General features: G+C 70.6%; 18 protein-coding genes. 4 read left to right on the forward strand and 14 right to left on the reverse strand.

Annotated elements, in window-relative coordinates:
* Positions 1-47 precede the first annotated feature (47 nt).
* From AB0J88_RS22290 to AB0J88_RS22300, 3 genes are all read right to left on the reverse strand, one after another.
* The gene (locus tag AB0J88_RS22290) at positions 48-2,099 is read right to left on the reverse strand and encodes a family 43 glycosylhydrolase (protein ID WP_364360956.1); all 2,052 of its coding nucleotides are present in this window, start codon (positions 2,097-2,099) and stop codon (positions 48-50) included.
* A 191-nt stretch (positions 2,100-2,290) separates the two neighbouring features.
* Positions 2,291-3,727 (reverse strand): sigma-70 family RNA polymerase sigma factor, encoded by a 1,437-nt coding sequence (locus AB0J88_RS22295; protein ID WP_364360838.1) that lies wholly within the window; start codon positions 3,725-3,727, stop codon positions 2,291-2,293.
* A gap of 57 nt (positions 3,728-3,784) precedes the next feature.
* Positions 3,785-4,195, reverse strand: coding sequence for a TIGR03618 family F420-dependent PPOX class oxidoreductase (locus AB0J88_RS22300; RefSeq protein ID WP_364360836.1), 411 nt, complete (start codon positions 4,193-4,195; stop codon positions 3,785-3,787).
* A gap of 125 nt (positions 4,196-4,320) precedes the next feature.
* Here AB0J88_RS22300 and AB0J88_RS22305 point away from each other — a divergent pair, with 125 nt between their 5' ends.
* Positions 4,321-4,728, forward strand: a complete 408-nt coding sequence (locus AB0J88_RS22305; protein WP_364360834.1) for a hypothetical protein — start codon at positions 4,321-4,323, stop codon at positions 4,726-4,728.
* On the opposite strand, the gene AB0J88_RS22310 is transcribed toward AB0J88_RS22305, so the two are convergent.
* Entirely contained in the window at positions 4,725-5,132 is a 408-nt protein-coding gene (locus tag AB0J88_RS22310) for a hypothetical protein (protein WP_364360833.1), read from the reverse strand. The genes AB0J88_RS22305 and AB0J88_RS22310 overlap by 4 nt on opposite strands.
* The gene (locus tag AB0J88_RS22315; protein WP_364360831.1) at positions 5,129-5,479 is read right to left on the reverse strand and encodes a hypothetical protein; all 351 of its coding nucleotides are present in this window, start codon (positions 5,477-5,479) and stop codon (positions 5,129-5,131) included. The genes AB0J88_RS22310 and AB0J88_RS22315 overlap by 4 nt, the downstream gene beginning before the upstream one ends.
* A gap of 172 nt (positions 5,480-5,651) precedes the next feature.
* Here AB0J88_RS22315 and AB0J88_RS22320 point away from each other — a divergent pair, with 172 nt between their 5' ends.
* Both AB0J88_RS22320 and AB0J88_RS22325 read left to right on the forward strand, forming a co-directional pair.
* Positions 5,652-6,218, forward strand: coding sequence for a hypothetical protein (locus tag AB0J88_RS22320; RefSeq protein ID WP_364360829.1), 567 nt, complete (start codon positions 5,652-5,654; stop codon positions 6,216-6,218).
* Positions 6,219-6,240: 22 nt separating this feature from the next.
* Positions 6,241-6,915 (forward strand): GntR family transcriptional regulator, encoded by a 675-nt coding sequence (locus AB0J88_RS22325; RefSeq protein ID WP_364360827.1) that lies wholly within the window; start codon positions 6,241-6,243, stop codon positions 6,913-6,915.
* Between the two features lie 74 nt (positions 6,916-6,989).
* On the opposite strand, the gene AB0J88_RS22330 is transcribed toward AB0J88_RS22325, so the two are convergent.
* The 8 genes from AB0J88_RS22330 to AB0J88_RS22365 all read right to left on the reverse strand — a co-directional run bounded on the left by AB0J88_RS22330 (position 6,990) and on the right by AB0J88_RS22365 (position 16,281).
* The gene (locus AB0J88_RS22330; RefSeq protein ID WP_364360825.1) at positions 6,990-7,370 is read right to left on the reverse strand and encodes a VOC family protein; all 381 of its coding nucleotides are present in this window, start codon (positions 7,368-7,370) and stop codon (positions 6,990-6,992) included.
* Between the two features lie 87 nt (positions 7,371-7,457).
* Positions 7,458-9,224, reverse strand: coding sequence for a gamma-glutamyltransferase family protein (locus tag AB0J88_RS22335; protein WP_364360823.1), 1,767 nt, complete (start codon positions 9,222-9,224; stop codon positions 7,458-7,460).
* Entirely contained in the window at positions 9,221-10,201 is a 981-nt protein-coding gene (locus AB0J88_RS22340) for an ABC transporter ATP-binding protein (protein ID WP_364360821.1), read from the reverse strand. Before AB0J88_RS22340 ends, AB0J88_RS22335 begins: the two co-directional genes overlap by 4 nt.
* Positions 10,198-11,175, reverse strand: a complete 978-nt coding sequence (locus AB0J88_RS22345; RefSeq protein ID WP_364360819.1) for an ABC transporter ATP-binding protein — start codon at positions 11,173-11,175, stop codon at positions 10,198-10,200. The genes AB0J88_RS22340 and AB0J88_RS22345 overlap by 4 nt, the downstream gene beginning before the upstream one ends.
* Positions 11,172-12,053, reverse strand: coding sequence for an ABC transporter permease (locus AB0J88_RS22350; RefSeq protein WP_364360817.1), 882 nt, complete (start codon positions 12,051-12,053; stop codon positions 11,172-11,174). Before AB0J88_RS22350 ends, AB0J88_RS22345 begins: the two co-directional genes overlap by 4 nt.
* On the reverse strand, positions 12,050-13,006 hold the full coding sequence (locus AB0J88_RS22355; protein WP_364360815.1) for an ABC transporter permease: 957 nt from the start codon (positions 13,004-13,006) through the stop codon (positions 12,050-12,052). The genes AB0J88_RS22350 and AB0J88_RS22355 overlap by 4 nt, the downstream gene beginning before the upstream one ends.
* Positions 13,007-13,015: 9 nt before the next feature.
* Positions 13,016-14,662: an ABC transporter substrate-binding protein gene (locus tag AB0J88_RS22360; protein ID WP_364360813.1), complete on the reverse strand. Its 1,647-nt coding sequence runs from the start codon at positions 14,660-14,662 to the stop codon at positions 13,016-13,018.
* 269 nt (positions 14,663-14,931) lie between these two features.
* Complete coding sequence (locus AB0J88_RS22365) at positions 14,932-16,281, reverse strand: ABC transporter substrate-binding protein (RefSeq protein ID WP_364360811.1); 1,350 nt, start codon at positions 16,279-16,281, stop codon at positions 14,932-14,934.
* A 175-nt stretch (positions 16,282-16,456) separates the two neighbouring features.
* On the opposite strand from AB0J88_RS22365, the gene AB0J88_RS22370 reads away from it, so the two are divergent.
* The gene (locus tag AB0J88_RS22370) at positions 16,457-17,359 is read left to right on the forward strand and encodes a M15 family metallopeptidase (protein WP_364360809.1); all 903 of its coding nucleotides are present in this window, start codon (positions 16,457-16,459) and stop codon (positions 17,357-17,359) included.
* Between the two features lie 13 nt (positions 17,360-17,372).
* On the opposite strand, the gene AB0J88_RS22375 is transcribed toward AB0J88_RS22370, so the two are convergent.
* Positions 17,373-18,128, reverse strand: coding sequence for a class I SAM-dependent methyltransferase (locus tag AB0J88_RS22375; RefSeq protein WP_364360807.1), 756 nt, complete (start codon positions 18,126-18,128; stop codon positions 17,373-17,375).
* Positions 18,129-18,154: the final 26 nt, after the last annotated feature.

Genomic DNA, 18,154 nt, shown 5'->3' on the forward strand with positions numbered 1-18,154 from the left:
TGCGACCGACCACCAGGTCCGTCTCATCGTGATTCCTCCGTCCGGGTTCAGGGAGTGGTGAGGTCGAAGCGGCGCACGGTCACGGCGCCGCCGAGCGCCTGGGTCGCGTAGTTGAACATCGCGAACCGGTAGCCCATGAAGAACTGCCAGGCGTTGTTGAGCGTGAAGGCCGGCCCCAGGCTCGTGTACGTGCTGCCGTCGGTGCTGTAGGAGAACCGTGCCTGCCGGCCGGACCCGGGTCTGATGTCGGCGTTCACCCTCAACCAGATCCGGCCGCCCGACACCGCCGCGCCGGCCTGTTCGGTGCCGGTGCTCGTGGTGGCCCAGCTGCTGTTCATCGTCAGGTTGTTCGTCATGACCACACGGGTGGCGCCGTTGTCGCGCCGCACGCCGATCCAGGCCGACGAGTCGCGCAGCATCGCGAGGCCCGCCCGGTCGCCGTTGGCCATGGTCGAGTAGTCGAGCTCGATCGTCGCGGTGGACGAGGGTCCCTGGATGCGGTGTGTCAGGGTGTTGCGGGCGTTGTACAGGTCGTTGGTGACCGTCGCGGTCTGCAGCCGCAGCCCACTGCCCGCCGACCACCGGCTGTTGTCGGGGTTGTGGTTCCACTCCCACCGGTGGCCGAGCGTCGCGCTGCCGAAGGTGTCGGCTCCGATCATCGGTTGCACGGTGCGGCCCGAGGCCGGGATGTTCGGCTTGGGATAGGTGCTGCCCCAGGCGCCGTTGACCGTCTGGATGGTGGGCCACCCGTCGGAGCTCCACGAGATCGGCGCGAGGGCGGGAACCCGTCCGCCGGGGTACGCGTCGACGAAGGACATGTAGTACCAGTCGCCGTTCTGGGTCTGCACGAGCCCGCCCTGGTGGGGGACGCCGCCGCCGGAGATGGGGCCGGGCATGTTCAACAGCACCTGGCGCATCTCGTACGGGCCGAACGGGCTGCTCGACTTGAGCACGTACTGGCCGTTGGCGGGTCGGGTCAGCCAGATGTAGTAGCTGCCGTTGCGCTTGTAGAAGCGCGCACCCTCGAGCGTGCCGACGCTGGACGGGGTCTGGAACACCTGCTGGCTGCGCACCTGGCTGAGCCCGTCGGAGGCGAGCTGGGCCACGCTGATCGTGGTGTTGCCGTAGGCCACGTACATCGTGTCGTTGTCGTCGATCAGCAGCCCGGCGTCGTAGTAGCAGTTGTTGATCTGCGCGCGCTTCTGCCACGTGCCGTCGACCGCCGCGGCCGTGTAGACGTACGTGCGGTTGAACTCGACGCAGCCCAGCCAGTAGTAGGTGGAGTTGCTGCGCCGGAAGTTGAGGGTCGAGGCCCAGATGCCCTTCACGTACGCCCGGCCGCCACTGAGGTTGTAGGCGTTGGACCCGAAGTCGAGGCTGGGCACCGAGTGGCCGGCGTACTCCCAGTTGACCAGGTCGTACGACCGCAGGATCGGTGCGCCGGGGGAGTAGTGCATGGTGGACGCCGAGTAGTAGTAGGCGTCACCGACCCGGATGATGTCGCCGTCGGCGAAGTCCTGCCAGACCACGGGGTTGTTGTAGGTGCCGGTGCCACCGCCGCCCGTCCCGATCCGCACGAGCTGCCACTGCTGGTTGGCGCCACCCCAGTCCGTGTACTGCACGACGTTGGCGCCGTCGGCGGTCGAGGCGTTCTGCACCTCGACGGCCTTGCCGCTGTGCCGGGCGATCAGGCGCACGTAGCCGCTGTCCGAGTCGGCGAGGCGGAACTGCTGGTTGGTGCCGTTGCCGTCGGTCCACTGGATGATCGCGGCGCCGTCCGCCGTCGACCGGTTGGAGACGTCGAGGACCTTGCCCGAATGCCGCGACTTGAGCCGGTAGTAGCCGTCGCCGGAGTCGACGAACTGCCACTGCTGCTGGTTGCCGTCGTTGCGGGTCCACTGGGTGATCCGGGCGCCGTCGTTGGTGGCCAGGTTGTAGACGTCGAGGGCCTTGCCGCTGGTGCGGTTGACGAGGACGTACCAGGCGGTGGTGTCGACGGTGGCCGCGGCCGCACTGTGGGCGCTCAGCCCGACCAGGAGGCCGGCTGCCAGCACGCCGGCGCCGACCGCCGAGAGGGCACGACGAAGCAATCGGGGCATTGTCATGTTAGCGCTCACATTCGATGTCGGGCAGCGTCAAGGTCCAGTTTTGGTTCGGGGGATAGACCGTTCACATCGAGTGGCACCGATGTTGCCAGATGGTTTCGGAAAGTTTCAAGAGGCGTATCGGCGGCTGGGTCGGGACTATTTTGGGAGCGCTGCCGTAACGAAAAGTCGTCGCGATTTTTCTGTTACGGAGCCCAGGGCGGACGCACGAAGAAGGAGCTGTCCGCCCAGAAGGCCGCACTTCCGTCGTCCCGGTCGACCCACAGCTGGCCGCCGCGGTGCCGCAGGTACCAGCCGGGATAGTTCGACGCCTCCAACGACACCGAGTCGGGAGCGGCCCCCGGGCGTACGCAGAAGGTGGCATCGCCGCGGAAGAGCGGCGTGTCCTCGTCGAGGCTCGCGCGCAGCCGCCACGACTGGTGCCGCAGGTAGCCGCCGTCCGCGGTCCGCAGCGTCGAGCACTGGGAGTTCGCGACTCCGGCCGTGACCACGAACGTCGCCCGCCGCCGCACGGTCTCGTCGCTGGTCGCGTCGACCTTCTCCACGACGCCGAGGGTCCGGCTCGTCGCCGCGAACTGCCCGGGCTGGTTGACCGCCTCCAGCGCGGCGGGTCCGAGCGGGAGCGCGGTCACCGCCGCCGGCGCGGGCGGCGGCGTCTCCGGTGACCACGGAACCGCGAGGGCGACGACAACCGCCAGCAACCCCGCGACGGTCGACACGGAGACGGCGGGGTGGGCTCCGAGGGCCGATACCGCCTTGGCGAACAGCGATGCCTTGGCGGCGCCGGCGGGTCGGCCCTCGCCGATCACCGCGGCCGCCACGGCCACCGGCACCGGGAGCAGGGCGTGGTCGAGCAACCGCTCCATGGGGACCTGACCGACCCCGGCCTGCTGACAGGTGGCGCAGTCCCGGATGTGCCGGGCCAGCCGCTTGCGCCACAGCGGGCTCGGCTCGCCGTTCCAGCCGGAGCGGGCCGCGTCCAGCCTGGGGCAGCCCGCCGCCAGGGCGGCGACCACCGAGCGGCTCAGCTCGAGTTGGTCGCGCATCCGCTGGAGCCGGACCCGCACGTGCGCGCCGCGCGCACCGATCGCCTCGGCGAGCTCCTGCCGCGTCAGGTGGCCGACCTGCTCGAGCCACCACAGCGAGAGCAGCATCCGGTCGGCCGGGTCGAGCCACTGCGCGGCCCGGGCCACCTGGCGGCGCTGCTCGGACAGCACCGCGTGCAGCATCGTCGGGTCCTGGAGCGGCACGTCGACCGCGTCGTCCAGCGGCGCGACGCGCGCGCCCGCCACCTGCCGCCGGTGCAGGTGGGTGCTGACCTGACGCACCGCGATGGCCATGAGCCAGGCCCGGAACTGGCCCGGCTCGCGCAACGTCGGCAGGTCGCGAACGGCCCGCAGCATCACGTCCTGCACGACGTCGTCAAGATCGGGATCCCCGGGCAACGCGCGGGCGACGACCGTGTAGACCAGCGGCAGCACCCGCGCGGAGAGCTCGTCGAGTGCGTGCCGGTCCCCACCGCGCGCGGCGGTGGCCAAACTGGTCAGGTCCGTGTCGACCACCGGCATCCGCACCTCCCGATCGGCGTCCGCCACTGTGAACGAACCGGGTCGATGCGTCAACAGGCCACCGCGACCAGTCACCGCCGCCGAAGGTGTCGATCGTCCCGCGGCCTGCGGCTACGCGTCCCGGAGCTCACCCCAGCCGTGCCAGCGGTCGATCTCGACGAGCGCGGTCACGCGCGGACGCTCCCGGTCCGCGTACGGGCGGCCGGTGTAATGCGTGGCCAGGCGGTCGATGCCCCGCAGTCCCTCGTCGTCGGAGATGTCGACGACCCGCCCCTGCAGGCTGACGTGCGTGTACCAGTCGTCGCGGGCCAGGACGGTCAGCGAGACCCGGGGGTCGGCGTGCAGGTGCTTGAGCCGCGCGCGCTTCGCGTCGAGACCGAGCAGGACGCGGCCGTCGTCCTCGAGCAGGTACCAGGTGGCAACGGTGACCGGACGTCCGTCCGCGGCGACCGTGGCCATGACCGCGGGGTTGGGCTGACGCAGAAGCTCGACGACCCGCTCCGGCATTGGTGTGTTCGGCATGGTCAAAGCCTAGAACTCAAGATCCGCCACGGCATTTTGTGGTCGTTTGACGGCAACCCGACAGCGTCGGGCGGATCACGCGCGTCATGACCGCCGAGACCCGGTGCCCGCCGCAGAATGCGCAGGTGAAACGACGTCTTGCCGGCCTCGCGGCCGTGCTCGTGCTCGCTGTGGCCGGGTGTTCGAGCGACACCGACACCCCTGGGCCGTCGCCGGCGGCCGCCACGGTTCAGATCCTGCCGCGCGCCGACGGCGCGCCGAGTGCCCAGGACGTCGTCGACGCGTTCGCCGCCGCCGGCCTGCCGGTGCCGTCACCGCGCGACAACTCCGGCAATTGCGCCGAGCTTGGCTGCTCCGAGCTCGTCACGACGGACGCGATCTCGGTCTACGTGTTCCCCGACGAGCAGAGCGCGGAGCGGCTTGCCGGCCCGGACACCCACCGCGCGGGCGTCGTGGTGCTGAGCTACGCCGCGGCGCGCACACCGGAGAGCGACCGCCCCGCCTACGAGAGCACGCTGACCAGCCTGCTCTAGCCACCGGGGCAGCCCCGGCCGCCGCTGATCGGGATGCATCGCGTGACGGCGGGCGCGGGCTCCTGGTCGGCCGGGGTCCAGCCGATCAACGGCGCGGTGGCCGCGTCCGCGGCGAGCGAGACGGCCAGGTAGATCAGCGCCATGCCACCGAGCGCCCATGCGAACTGGCGCGTCCAGGCGGCATCGCGCAGGAGCACGGCGAGCAGCATCCCTGCCGCGGGGAGGGCCACGTTGAGCACCAGCGCGGTGACCAGGACCGTGTCGGTGGTCGCGCCGAACGCCCGCGCCTGGGCGTGCGTCTCCATGTAGGGCTTCGAGGTGCGCCGGACGAACCCCACGACCAGCAGGAACGGCACCCCGTAGAGCCAGGTGAGCAGCAGCGCCCCGAGCCCGGCGCGCCTCATCGCGCCCCCTGCCAGACGAGGGCGACCATGCCGACGACGGCCAGGCTGCCGAGCGCCGACAGCGTGCCGATGAGGATCGACGAGCGGGAGACGCGGGCCAGCAGGCCGGCGACGACCAGCGTGCAGACCAGCAGCCCGGCCAGGACGGGCGCGCCGACGATCAGAATCAGGATGAGCTCTTCGTGCGGCGCCATGCAGCTGAAGATCACGTTGCAGTCGCGGTCGGGTGCGGCCGGAATCCCGGAGCTACCGACGAACACCGCCGCGACGACCGTCACGTACCACCCGAGCGCGACGGCGACACCCAACCCGAACGGCGTCCACCGCGACCCACCCTGCCCAGCCATGCGCTCGAACCTGCCAGGAGCTGCGGCCGGCCACATCCGTGCGCGTACTCAGACGCGGCAGAAAGGATGACCTTCGGACATCTTGGCGGCCATCCCGACAGCCCGTTCGGCGAGATCGCCCACCCGACCACCGGAAGCCGCCGGCCACGCGGCTCCATGCACACTCGCTGATGTGGAGCCAGACGAGAGCCTTCGGATCGAGGACTTCCTGCCCGCCGAAGGCGGCGAGTGGCACGGGCTGCTGTTCGACAACCCGTCCGTCGGCCTGCCGCCGCGCCTGACGTGGTGCTTCGACTTCGCTTTCGCGGACGTCGAGGACGACCCGCTCAGCCTCACGGTCGAGTGGCTTCCTGTGCCGGCGAAGAGCTGGCGCCAGGTCGCCGGACAGCGGGTGACGAGCGCGAGCTTCGCGGACCCGGCGGAGTCGAGCGTCTACCACTACGTGCACCACCGCTTCGACGCGGTCGCGCTGGACCTGGTCGAGCAACGCGGTCGTTCGCTGCGGGTCGTCGCCGAGGTCTCCGGCGACCTCGACCGACTCGGCGTCGATCCGGTCCGCGCCGAGGCGTGGCTCACGTTCACCGGCTTCCTGGTCTCGCTCCACGACGCGACCGCTCCGGACCGCGCGCTGGCTCGGCTGGGCGAGTTCACGGACACGGACGGCCTGGCGTACGACCCGGGCGGCGGGGGAGCGGCGCTCCGGTTCATTGATTGTTCTTCGTATACAATTACCGCTTGACGTCATTGTGAAAGGCGGTCGGGTGGACACGGACCTACCGGCCAAGATCGGCGCTCAGCACCTGCCGTTGCGCGACCAGGTGCTCGCTGCTCTTCGCAAGGGAATCATCAGCGGCGACTATCCCCCCGGCGAGCGGCTGACCGAGGACCGCTTGGCGGAGGACTTCGGCGTCTCCCGCAACCCGGTCCGCGAGGCCCTGCGCGTGGCCGAGGCGGAAGGCTTCGTGGTCATCCTCCCGCGCAGGGGAGCGGTGGTCGCCTCCCCGAGCAGTGCGACGATCCACGACATCTTCGCGGTACGCGAGCGCCTGGAGCCGCTGGCCGCGCGGCTGGCGGCGGAGCGGGCGACCCCAACGGACGTGACGAGTCTGAGAGCGGTCCTGGAACAGGCCCGCGAGGCGACGGAAGCCCAGAACCTGCGCCGGGTGGCCGAGCTCAACAGCGCCCTGCACCTGCAGATCCTGGAGATCAGCGGAAACCCGTGGCTGGCCTCGATCGCGAAGGCCCTCTACCTGCACGTGCAGTGGGTCTTCCAACTGACCGCCGAGGTACGCGCGCCGCACTCGTGGGACGAGCACATCAAACTGGTGGACGCGATCGAGTCGGGCAACGGAGACGTAGCCGAGTCCGTAGCCCTGGCCCACGTGGGAGCGGCCTCAGCCGCGGCCCGCGAAACCACGACAGAAGGCCGTGCCTAGGCACGGTCTCGTAGCTGTGGCCGGGCTGCGACGGACCCAGGCGCCGCCCGGCCGCACGGCGCGCCCGCGCCGGCTCAGAGCGGGTCGATGCGGGCCTTGAGCAGGCAGAACACGTTGCCCTCGGGATCGGACAGGACGTGCCATGGCTCCTGACCGGTCTGGCCCACATCGGCCGGACGTGCACCGAGTCCCAACAAGCGTTCGAGTTCGGCGTCCTGGTCGCGGTCGGTGGCGTTGACGTCGATGTGCAGCCGAGATTTCCCGGTCTCCGGTGCGTCGCTGCGGCTGAGGACGATCGTCGGCTGACCACCGCCGAACCCTCCACGTGGCCCGATCTCGACCGAGCCGTCGGGCTCGCGACCGAGCACGACAAAGTCCAGGACCTCGCACCAGAACCGCGCCAACGCCTCGGGCTCGCGGCAATCGAGCACGAGCTCACTGACCCGGCAAGCCATGACGGCACCTTTCCTCACCTGAAACCGATGACCTGAACGTATCGGACGAGGTAAGCGCGGGCGAAGCGATTTCAGCCTGGCCGCCGTCTAGCGGCCGACCGCATACCCCTGCATGCCCCGCGGGTTCGCGCCCGCGGCGAGCACGCCGGTGGCCGGATCCCTGGTGACCGCGCACATCCGCCCCAGGCTCCACGGGTCCGACACCCGCACGTCGTGGCCGAGGGCGCCGAGCTCCTCGCGGACCGACGGCGGCACGCGGTCCTCGACCACCAGCACGCCCGGCTCCGTCTCGCGTGGGTGGAACGACGACGGGAAGCTGGTCGTGTGCCACATCGGCGCGTCGATCGCCTCCTGCAACGTCTGGTCGCCGGCCAGGTGGCGGAGCAGGAACAGCAGCTGCCACTGGTCCTGCTGGTCCCCGCCCGGCGTACCGCACGCCAGCACCGGCTCCTCGTCCCGATAGACCATCGTCGGGCTCAGGGTCGTCCGCGGTCGGCGCCCGGGTGCCAGCGACGACGGCAGACCCTCCTCCAGCCAGAACATCTGCAGTCGGCTCCCCAGCGGGAATCCAAGCTCCGGAACCGTCGGCGAGCTCTGCAGCCACCCTCCACTGGGAGTAGCCGAGATCATGTTGCCCCAGCGGTCCACCACGTCGACGTGGCAGGTGTCGCCTCGGGTCACCCCGTTGGAGCCCACCGTCGGTTCGCCAGTGGTCGGGTCCGGTGCGGCAACTCCGCCGGAACCCCGCGAGACGTAGCCGGGCAGATGAGGAGCCGCGCTGCCCGGTGAGCCGGGGCGCAGGTCCAGCGCGGCCCGGTCGCCGATCAGCGCCGCCCGCTCCACCGCGTAGTCGCGCGACAGCAGGAGCTTGAGCGGCACGTCGCCGGTGTCGCCGTACCAGGCCTCACGGTCCGCGAATGCCAGCTTGAGCGCCTCGGCCTGCGTGTGGATGCCATGCGCGGTCGAAGGGTCGTAGACCTCGCCGGCGGCGTCCAGGATGGACAGTGTCTGCAGCAGCACCGGTCCCTGGCCCCACGGCCCGGTCTTCGCCACCGTGTGCCCGTGCCAGTCCAGCGTGACCGGCTCTTCCCAGGACGCGGACCAGCCGGCCAGGTCGGCCCCCGTCAGCACACCGGCGTGTGGACGCCCGCTCGAGTCCCGATGCGGCAGGCGGGCGAACCGGTCGATCGCCTCCGCCACGAAGCCTTCGCGCCACGTGTGGCGGGCCGCTTCGATCTGCGCCTGCCGGTCACCGGAGGCCACCTCGGCGGACCGCACCAGCCGGGCCAGCGTCCCCCCGTACGCCGGGTTGGTGAACAGACCGCCCAACGGCCGCAACCACAGCTCCGCCGACGTCGGCCAGTGCTCCTCGAACAGCGAGCGCACCGCCGCCACGGTGTCGGCGACGCGGGGGACCAGCGGATGCCCGGCGGTCGCGTACTCGATCGCCGGTGTCAGCACCTCCCGCAACGACAACGTGCCGTGGTCGCGCAGCAGCAACAGCCACGCGTCGACGGCGCCCGGCACCGTGGCGGCGAGCGGCCCCGACCCGGGAACCAGGTCCAACCCGAGCGAACGGAAATGCCCGATGGTGGCCCCGGCCGGCGCCACGCCCTGTCCACACAGGACGCGTGGACGCGGGTCGGCCGCCGTCGCCACGATCGCCGGCACCTCGCCACCAGGGCCGTTCAGGTGCGGCTCGACCACGTGCAGCACGAAGCCGGCGGTCACCGCGGCGTCGAACGCGTTGCCGCCGAGTTCGAGCATGCGCATCGCCGACTGGCTGGCCAGCCAGTGGGTCGACGACACCATTCCGAACGTACCCTGCAAGGTGGGCCTGGTCGTGAACGTCATTCCTGAGCTCCCGTGCGCACATCAGGGCGTGTCCCGTCCGCCTGCACGAGGTGACACGCCGCCTCTCCATTACCGATCTTCACGTGCGGCGGCACCTCGGTCGCGCACGTGTCGAAGGCGAGGGGACACCGCGTCCGGAACCGGCAGCCGGACGGCGGGTCGAGCGCGGAGGGCAGGTCGTCGCCGAGCAGCACCGGCGTGCGGGCCCGTTGCCGCACCGGGTCCGCGACCGGTGCGGCGGCGAGCAGAGCCTGCGTGTACGGGTGCGCCGGCTCCGAGAAGATCTGCGAACGAGGACCCTTCTCCATGAGCTGGCCGAGGTACATGACGGCGATCTCGTCCGCCAGGTATTCCACCGCGGAGAGGTTGTGCGTGATGAACAGGCAGGCGAATCCGATGTCCCGCTGGAGGTCGGCGAGCAGGTTGAGCACCGACGCCTGCACGGACACGTCCAGCGCGCTCGTCGGCTCGTCGGCGATCAGCAGGGACGGCCTGGAGATCAGCGCCCGGGCGATGCTCACCCGCTGCCGCTGACCGCCGGAGAGCTCGTGCGGATAGCGGCGGGCGACCTCCGCGCGCAGCCCCACCTGGCCGAGCGACTCGGCCACCCGCCGCTCCCGCCCGACCCGGGACACCCGCGACGCCGACAGCCGCAACGGCTCGGCCACCACGTCGCCGACGAGCATCCGCGGGTCCAGCGATCCCGCCGGGTCCTGGAAGACGATCGACACCGCGCTGCGATGCGGCCGCAGTTGGCGCCGGTTCAACCCCGTCACGTCGACCCCGCCGATCCGCACGGTGCCGCTGGTCGGCTTCAGCAGGCGCACCACGCAACGGCCGACCGTCGACTTCCCGGAGCCGCTCTCGCCGACCAGAGCGGTCACACCGCCGCGCGGGATCGTCAGCGACACGCCGTCGACCGCCCGCACCGGCCCGAAATGCATGACGAGGTCTGAGATCTCGAGCGCGTTCGTCACGGAACCTCCACAGGATGCCAGCACGCCACCAGGTGGTCCGGCTCGCCGATGGGGGCCAGCGGCGGGGCCGACCCGCGGCACGTCTCGTCGGCGGCGGGGCAACGTTCGGCGAACGTGCACGCGTCCGGCTGAGTGGTCAGCACGGGCACCAACCCGGGGATCTCCTGCAGCCGTTCGGTGCCGGCGTGCCGCCCTGGTACGGGGGAGGCGTTCAACAGCCCGTGCGTGTACTGGTGCCGCGGTCGCGCGAACAACGACGTCACCGGTGCGCGCTCGACGACCCGCCCGGCGTACATGACGACGACCCGGTCCGCGATGTCGGCGATCACACCCAGGTCGTGGGTGATGACGAGGATGCTCGTGCCGAGCCGGTCGCGCAGGTCCCGCAGCACCTCGAGGATCCCCGCCTGCACGGTGACGTCGAGCGCGGTCGTCGGCTCGTCGGCCACCAGCACCGTCGGGTCGCAGGCCACCGCCATCGCGATCATCACGCGCTGACGCATGCCGCCGGAAAGCTGGTGTGGGTAGTTGTCGACGCGGCGCGCCGCCGACGGGATGCCGACCAGCGACAGGAGCTCGACCGCCCGCGCCCTGGCCTGCCTGCGGGAGAGCCGCTCGTGCACCTGGAGCACCTCGCCGATCTGCCGCCCGACCGTGAGCACCGGGTTCAGCGAGGTCATCGGCTCTTGGAAGACATAGGCGAGCTCTTTGCCGCGTACGCGCCGAAGGGAAGCTTCGGGGGCTCCGATGAGCTCGGTCCCCCGGAGGCGGACCGAGCCGGTGACGCGGGCGCTGTGCGGCAGCAGACCGGCAAGGCTCATCGCCGTCACGCTCTTCCCGCAGCCCGACTCACCCACGACGCCGACGATCTCGCCGGGTGCCAGGTCCAGGCTCACGTGGTCGACCGCGGAGACGGTGCCGCTCTCGGTTTCGAACGACACGGTCAGGTCAGCGACCTCCAGGATCGCTGTCATCGGTCGCCCTTCGGGTCGAGCGCGTCGCGCAGGGCGTCGCCGAACACGTTGAACGTCAACGCGAGGATCATGATGACCAGGCCTGGCAGGGTCGCCGCCCACGGGGCGCGGGCCGCGAACTGCTGTGCCGTCGCCAGCATCGTGCCCAGGCTGGGATCGGGTGGCTGGATGCCGAGGCCCAGGAACGACAGCACCGCCTCGCCGAGGATCGCCGCCGGCAGCGCCACCGTGGCCTGCACCAGGATGACCGAGGTGGCGTTGGGCAGGATGTGTCGCGACAGCACCCACAGGTCGCTGGCGCCGTCGACCACCGCCGCGGCCACGAAGTCCAACGACTTGAGCCGCAGGGTGTCGGAGCGGATGACGCGGATGACGCCGGGAATCTGGGCGATGCCGATCGCCACTGCCGCGTTGCCGAGGCTGGCTCCCCGGATCGCCGCCAACCCCACCGCGAGGATGAGGAACGGGAATGCCAGCAGCAGGTCGGTGAACCGGCCGATGATGGCGTCCAGGGTGCGGAAGTAGCCGGCGGCCAGGCCGAGCGGCACGCCGATGACGAGGGCCGTGAGGACCGCGAGCAGCCCCACCTCCAGCGACGCCCGGGCGCCGTACATGATGCGGGACAACACGTCGCGGCCCAGGTCGTCGGTGCCGAGCAGGTGCCCCGGTGTGCCCGGCGGCGAGAAGATACTGCCGAAGTCGGTGTCCTCGACCGCGTGCGGCGCGATCCACGGTGCCAGCAGGGCGACCGCCACCGCGATCGCGAGGACCACGAAGCTGATGACGGCCAGCGGGTTGCGCCGCAGGCGCCGGAACACCCGCGTACGCCGGGTCAGGCTCGGATTCGTCTCGGCCTCGGGCACGGTAAGTACAGTCATGCCGCGTCACCCGCCACTCGGATGCGTGGGTCGATGAGCGAGTACACCAGGTCGACCAGGAAGTTGATCACAATGTACGCCGTCGCGGTCAACAGCACGACCGCCTGGATCACCGGGTAGTCCCGTTGGAACACCGCGTCGATCGTCATCTTGCCGAAGCCCGGCAGCCCGAAGATCTGCTCGGTCACGACCGCCCCTGAGATGAGGCCGCCGAGCTGGAGGCCGACGATCGTGACGACCACGATGAGACTGTTGCGCAGGGCGTGCCGGCCGATCACGGCCCGGGGTGAGAGTCCTTTTGCCTTGGCGGTGCGCACGTAGTCGGCCGAGAGCGAGTCGAGCATCGCCGACCGGGTCTGCCGCATGATGATCGCGGCCAGGCCGGTGCCGAGGATCAGCGCCGGCAGGATGATGTGGTGCAGGTTGCCCACCGGGTCCTCGAAGAACGGCACGAAGCCGGAGGCCGGGAACAGCCCGGTCGCCACCGACAGGTAGAGGATCGCGAGCAGGCCGAGCCAGAAGTGCGGCACGGACAGGCCGACGAGGGCCAGGAAGTTGGCCGCCCACTCGGCCGGGCGGCCGCGGCGCACGGCCGCGACCACCCCCGCGCCGACGCCCAGCGCGGCCGCGATCACAATGGCCAGCACCGACAGCTCGATCGTGACCGGCAGCGCGGTGCGGAGCATGTCCGACACCGGGATGCCCGTGCGGATCGAGGTGCCGAAGTCGCCCTGGACCATCCGCTCCACGTAGTGTCCGAACTGGACCAGCACCGGCCGGTCCAGCCCGTACTCCGCGCGGATGGCCGCCAGTGCCTCCGGCGAGCGGTCCTCACCGGCCAGCGCGAGCGCGGGGTCGCCCGGCAGCGCACGGATGCCGAGGAACACCACCACCGACGCCAATACCAGGGTCAGCGCGGAGTGCCACGCACGGGTCAGCAGGTACCTGGCCATTGCGGGAACCTACTTGGCGAAGCCGGCGAAGGCCGCCCGGATGACGCCGTCGGGATAGACCTGCACGCCCTTCACCTTGTCGGAGAACGCCGTCAGGTTGGCCTGCCGGTAGAGGTAGATCAGCGGGTTGTCCTGCTGCAACAGGGTCACCGCCTGCCCGTACAGCTTCTTGCGCTCGTCGATGTCGGTCGACTGCCGGGCCTGGTCGAGGACCGCGTCGAGCGCGGGGTTGCTGCTGCCGCCGACGTTCTGGCTGCCGCCGGTGCCCACGAAGTTCACCATGTTGGCGTCGGGGTCGATGCGGCCGCTCCAACCGAGCTGGAGGATCTCGAAGTTGCCGCGGTCCTGCTCGTCGAGCAGCGAGGAGTACTCGACCGGGCTGATCTCGATGGTGAAGCCACCGTCCTTGACCATCGACTGCAGCGCCTGCGCGAGGCGCAGCGTGTCGGGGCTGTTCGAGACCAACATCTTGATGGTGTACGGAGCCTGCACGCCGGCTTCCTGAAGGAGTTGCTTGGCCTTCGCGGGGTCGTGCTCACGGCACTTCTGCGCCTCGTCCGACGAGAACACGCTCGCCGGTGAGATCGGGCCGCACGCCGGCGTCGGGATCCCGTTGAAGACCGCGTCGACGAGGGCCTTGCGGTCGATCGCGTATTCGAACGCCTGCCGCACCTTCGCGTCCTTGGCGATCGGGCGGTCGATGGGCTTCGGCGGGGTGCCGACGCCGTCGACGTTGCCGACGTTGATGGTGATGCCCTGGTAGCCCAGCGACGGCGACTGGAGCACCGTCAGCGCGGACTCCTTGCGCAGGGCGTCGACGTCCTGGGTGGAGACGCTGTCGGCGATCTCGGCGTCGCCGGCCCGCAGGTTCGCGGCACGGATGCTGGCGTCGGTCAGGATGCGCCACGAGATGCCGTCGAGGTGCACCTTGTCGGCGGCGTAGTAGTTCGAGTCGCGTACGACGTCGATCGAGCTCTGCGGCACCCGCTTCTCGAACTTGAACGGACCCACGCAGACCGGGGCGGAGGCGAAGTTGGCGCCCAGGCTCTGGAGCGCGGCCGGACTCATGATCATGCCGGCGCGGTCGGCCAGCGCGCCCAGCAGCGGTGCGAACGGGGTCTTGAGGTTGATGACGACGGTCTGCGCGTCGGGAGCGTCGACCTTGTCGATCGGCCCGAGCTCGCTCTTGCGCGCCGACTCCGGCAGGGTCAGGTGCCGTTCGAGCGTGGTTTTCACGGCCGCCGCGTTGAACTCGGTGCCGTCGGCGAACTTCACGCCCTGCCGCACCTTGATGGTGACGGTCTTGCCGTCGGGGCTGACGGTCGGCAGGTCGGTGGCCAACTGCGGCACGACCTGCGCCTTCTCGTTGACGTCGTACAGCTTCTCGCACATGGCCTGGAAGACGTAGCGCGAGTAGAGGCTCCGGGACAGGGACGGGTCGAGGCGGTCAGGCTCGGCCGACAGCGCGACGGTCAGCTTGCCGCCCTGCTTGACTTCGTCCGGGTTGGCCGGCGATCCGAAGGAATCCTGGGTCCGCGAAGGCTTCTGCTCGTCCGATCCGCCGTTTTCAGACACGGGTGAGCAGGCCGTGAGCGTGCAGACGACCGCAACCGCACCGACGGCGGCCCGACCGATCGCACGCGAAAAGTTCGTCATGACGGGCTCCTATATCGACGATTGTCGGAGCGTATGTTGTATACGAAGATCGCGCAAGGCACGGCTCAGGCCGTGGATCGAGGGGTGTGACCGGGCCCTGCTCACCACCTCCGGCGGTGGTGCGGGGGCACGGATCGGGTGCCGTTCTCGGCCGCGACGAATGCCGTATTGGCGGTCACCGTTGCCGTCGCGACGGGCGCTAAACGCTTTGGAAAAGCGTAAGGGCGGCATCGCGATTCCGCGATGCCGCCCATACGCCACACGTTTGGTCAGTTTCCGTGATAGATCTGTACGCCGGCCTTCGCCAGCGCCTTGATGATCTGTGCGGACTCGCCGAACCCGATGAGGAGCACGCCGTCCGGGCTGGTGGACTTGATCTGACCGGCGCCGGCGGCGAAGTCGATGTCCGGAGCACCGGGAGTCGGCGGCTCGTAGTCGAGCGTCTCGACGTTGCCGGCCGGGAAGCCGGCCTTCGTCAACTCGGAAATGACGTTGTCCCGCAAGCCGGACCCGTACGAGTCGGCACGGGCCACAATCGCGATCTTGTGCGGGCCGTCGCGCAGAATGACGTCCGCCAGCGCACGGCCCTGGAGGATGTCGGACGGCGAGGTGCGGAAGAACAGGCCCTTGTCGTCGACGGTGGTGAGGCCGGCGTCGGTGTTGCAGGGCGAGAACAGGATCAGCCCGGCCTTGACGACGTCGGGCAGCACGTCGCGGGAGATGCTCGACGCGCCGGCCCCGATGATCACGCTGACCTTGGCGGCGACGTGCGCGGCCACGGTCCGCTTCGCGACGTCCGAGTTGGTGCCGTCGTCGCCGGGCACCCACTCCACGTCCTTGTCGAAGACGCCGCCGGCCTCGTTCAGCTCGTGGATCGCGAGCGCGGCGCCGGCCTCCATGGGCGGGTTGGCGAGTGCCAGGTCGCCGGTCTCCGGCAGCAGACCGCCGATCTTCAGCGCCTCGGCGCTGCGGTCCGACTCGGCCCGCGGCGGCTTCTTCGTCGTGGTGGCCGACTCGTCGCCCGCGCCGACGTACTCCGTCTTGCTGTCGTCGAGCTTGTCCTCGGGTCCGAAGTGGAGCGTTGCGTAGCTGGCGGTGGACGGCTCGCCGGCGTCGGTGAACCCGCCGCGGGTCAGCGAGATGCCCCGGTAGTTGAGATCGGTGCCCGCGCGGGCGAGCGCGAGGCAGTCGGCCACAGCCGTGCACTCGGTGCCGCCGGTGGTGATCGAGTTGATCTGGCGGGCGATCGCGCGCGGCTCGTTGCTGCCAGCCTGCTCGGCGGCGAGCGCGCTGATCACGACGGCGTCGTAGGTCTCGCCCGCGAACAGGTAGTCGGTCAGGTCGGGGTGCACGGCGTTCAGCCGCGACTTGAAGTCGTCCGTGAGCGGGGTGAGCGGAGTGGTGCCCTTCATCCCGGCGAGCAGGCCGGCCTGGTTCGGGAACTCGTCACCGAAAGTGTTGATCATGTTGCCATCGGTGCCGTACAGACGGGTAACGCCCGTGGCGGTGCCGGTGTCGGTGTCCTGCGGCGGCGTGCCCTGTTGGCAGGCGGCGACGGTCAGCAGCAGCGCGGCGGACATGGCGGTGGCCACGTGGCGCGCTCCGGTGGAGACGTGCATGGGGTTGTGCGTCCTTCCTCCCCCAGGTCAGAACCCCGAAAGCCTGCCACATTCAATATGTTGCATGCCGTGCGCGGAGGTACTGCCGCGTAACCCGGATCCGCAGGTCAGACCGCGTACGCTTGCCCGCGGTTCGAGGCAGCGCGGTGAGTGATCAGGACGGAGACGGACGGAGATGCCGAAAACTGGCGTGCGGGCGGCACTCCTGCTGTTCCTGATCGGCTGCGTCAGCCTTGCCCTGGGCGCGTGTTCGGGCGTCAAGGCCGCGCCGACGGCCGACCGGGCGGTCACCACCACCACGCCGGCCGCGCCGCCGACGCCGTCCCCGTCGTCGCCCTCGCCGGCCGCGTCACCGTCGCCGAGCCCCACGATCACGCGGGTGGGGAACGCCACTCCCGCACCAGGCTGGCTGGGCACGCGGGTCCTGAAGGCGGGCGTGGCGCAGCCCACACCGCCCGAGCTGCGCAACCGCTCGATCATCACCGTCGACGACCTGCCGCCGCCGCCCGACGGCCGATTCCACGCCACGAACCGCGCCGTGCCGGCCGACGTGCTGGCCCGGTCGAGCTGGACCAGCGCCTGCCCGGTGAAGGCGACGGACCTGCGCTACCTCACGGTCAGCTTCCGGGGTTTCGACGGCCGCGCCCACACGGGCGAGCTGCTGGTCAACGCCAAGGCGGCCACGGACCTGATCAAGGTCTTCCGACAGCTCTTCGCGGCCGACTTCCCGATCGAACGCATGCACATCTCCAGCACCGCCGAGATGAACGCGCCGTCGACGGGGGACGGCAACACCACCGAGGCGTTCGCCTGCCGACCGGTGCGGGGCCAGCAGGCCTGGTCGCAACACTCGTACGGACTCGCCGTGGACCTCAACCCGTTCCAGAACCCGTACCGGAAGGCCAAGGTCGTGCTGCCGGAGCTCGCCACCTCCTACCTGGACCGCACCAGGGTGCTGCCGGGGATGGCGGAGCGCGGCAACGCGGCGGCGCGGGCCTTCGCCTCGGTCGGCTGGCAGTGGGGCGGCGACTACCGCACGCTCAAGGACTACATGCACTTCTCCGCCAACGGCGGCTGATGCCCGGTGCCGGTCATGGCCGGCCGACCACCAGGCGCAAGGAGCCGCTGAAGGTCGGCTGGCCGCGCAGGTGTCCGTGGCGCGCGTCCCAGGCTCCGGACGCCAGGTCGCCGCTCAGCCGGTCGACGGCGCGGGCCGTCGCGAGCGAGTCGACGAAGCCCCACGCGGACTGGGCGGCCCGGACGTCCGGGTCGAGGAACCGCTCCGGCCGGGCGTAGTAGGCCTCCGTGAACCCGTCCACGCAGTCGATGGGAATCGGCACGTCGAGCACCGTGGTCTCCGAGCCGATCGCCCGCGCGATCGCGGAGATCGGGGGGTAGCGGCGGCGTTCCACGGTCACCAGCTCCGGGACGTACCCGGCGAGCCAGAAGCGGTCGAGGAGGTCGCCGTCGAAGGTGAGAACGACCACCGGGCCGCGGGCGACCCGGCGCAGCTCGGCCAGCCCGCGGGCCGTGTCGGCCCACTGGTGCACGGTGACCGTGGCCATCACCGCGTCGAAGGCGTCGTCGTCGAACGGCAGGTGCTCGGCGGCGGCGTCCAGCGCGGGCACGGCGGTCGCCGGCCGCTGGGCGCGCATGCGGGCCGAGGGCTCCACCGCGACGACGTAGCGGTCGTCGGGTTCGTAGGAGCCCGCACCCGCGCCGACGTTCAGGACGGTCCGGGCGTTGCCCAGCGCAGAATGGATCATCGCCGCGATGCGGGGGTCGGGTCGGCGCCGCCGCGCGTAGCCGTGGCCGTTGGTCTCGTAGTCGAAGTCGCCCTTGATCATGCGGCGACGCTAAACCCGCACCTCAG

Source organism: Asanoa sp. NPDC049475 (genome assembly GCF_040676915.1).
Classification (GTDB): domain Bacteria; phylum Actinomycetota; class Actinomycetes; order Mycobacteriales; family Micromonosporaceae; genus Asanoa.

Excerpts from the sequence above, each read along its gene's own strand:
- AB0J88_RS22345 (WP_364360819.1), bottom strand. The coding sequence starts at position 11,175 with ATGACAGCGATCCTGGAGGTCGCTGACCTGACCGTGTCGTTCGAAACC.
- AB0J88_RS22310 (WP_364360833.1), bottom strand. The coding sequence starts at position 5,132 with ATGAGGCGCGCCGGGCTCGGGGCGCTGCTGCTCACCTGGCTCTACGGG.
- AB0J88_RS22360 (WP_364360813.1), bottom strand. The coding sequence starts at position 14,662 with ATGACGAACTTTTCGCGTGCGATCGGTCGGGCCGCCGTCGGTGCGGTT.
- AB0J88_RS22365 (WP_364360811.1), bottom strand. The coding sequence starts at position 16,281 with ATGCACGTCTCCACCGGAGCGCGCCACGTGGCCACCGCCATGTCCGCC.
- AB0J88_RS22370 (WP_364360809.1), top strand. The coding sequence starts at position 16,457 with ATGCCGAAAACTGGCGTGCGGGCGGCACTCCTGCTGTTCCTGATCGGC.
- AB0J88_RS22375 (WP_364360807.1), bottom strand. The coding sequence starts at position 18,128 with ATGATCAAGGGCGACTTCGACTACGAGACCAACGGCCACGGCTACGCG.
- AB0J88_RS22330 (WP_364360825.1), bottom strand. The coding sequence starts at position 7,370 with ATGGCTTGCCGGGTCAGTGAGCTCGTGCTCGATTGCCGCGAGCCCGAG.
- AB0J88_RS22355 (WP_364360815.1), bottom strand. The coding sequence starts at position 13,006 with ATGGCCAGGTACCTGCTGACCCGTGCGTGGCACTCCGCGCTGACCCTG.
- AB0J88_RS22335 (WP_364360823.1), bottom strand. The coding sequence starts at position 9,224 with ATGACGTTCACGACCAGGCCCACCTTGCAGGGTACGTTCGGAATGGTG.
- AB0J88_RS22350 (WP_364360817.1), bottom strand. The coding sequence starts at position 12,053 with ATGACTGTACTTACCGTGCCCGAGGCCGAGACGAATCCGAGCCTGACC.
- AB0J88_RS22290 (WP_364360956.1), bottom strand. The coding sequence starts at position 2,099 with ATGCCCCGATTGCTTCGTCGTGCCCTCTCGGCGGTCGGCGCCGGCGTG.
- AB0J88_RS22315 (WP_364360831.1), bottom strand. The coding sequence starts at position 5,479 with ATGGCTGGGCAGGGTGGGTCGCGGTGGACGCCGTTCGGGTTGGGTGTC.
- AB0J88_RS22300 (WP_364360836.1), bottom strand. The coding sequence starts at position 4,195 with ATGCCGAACACACCAATGCCGGAGCGGGTCGTCGAGCTTCTGCGTCAG.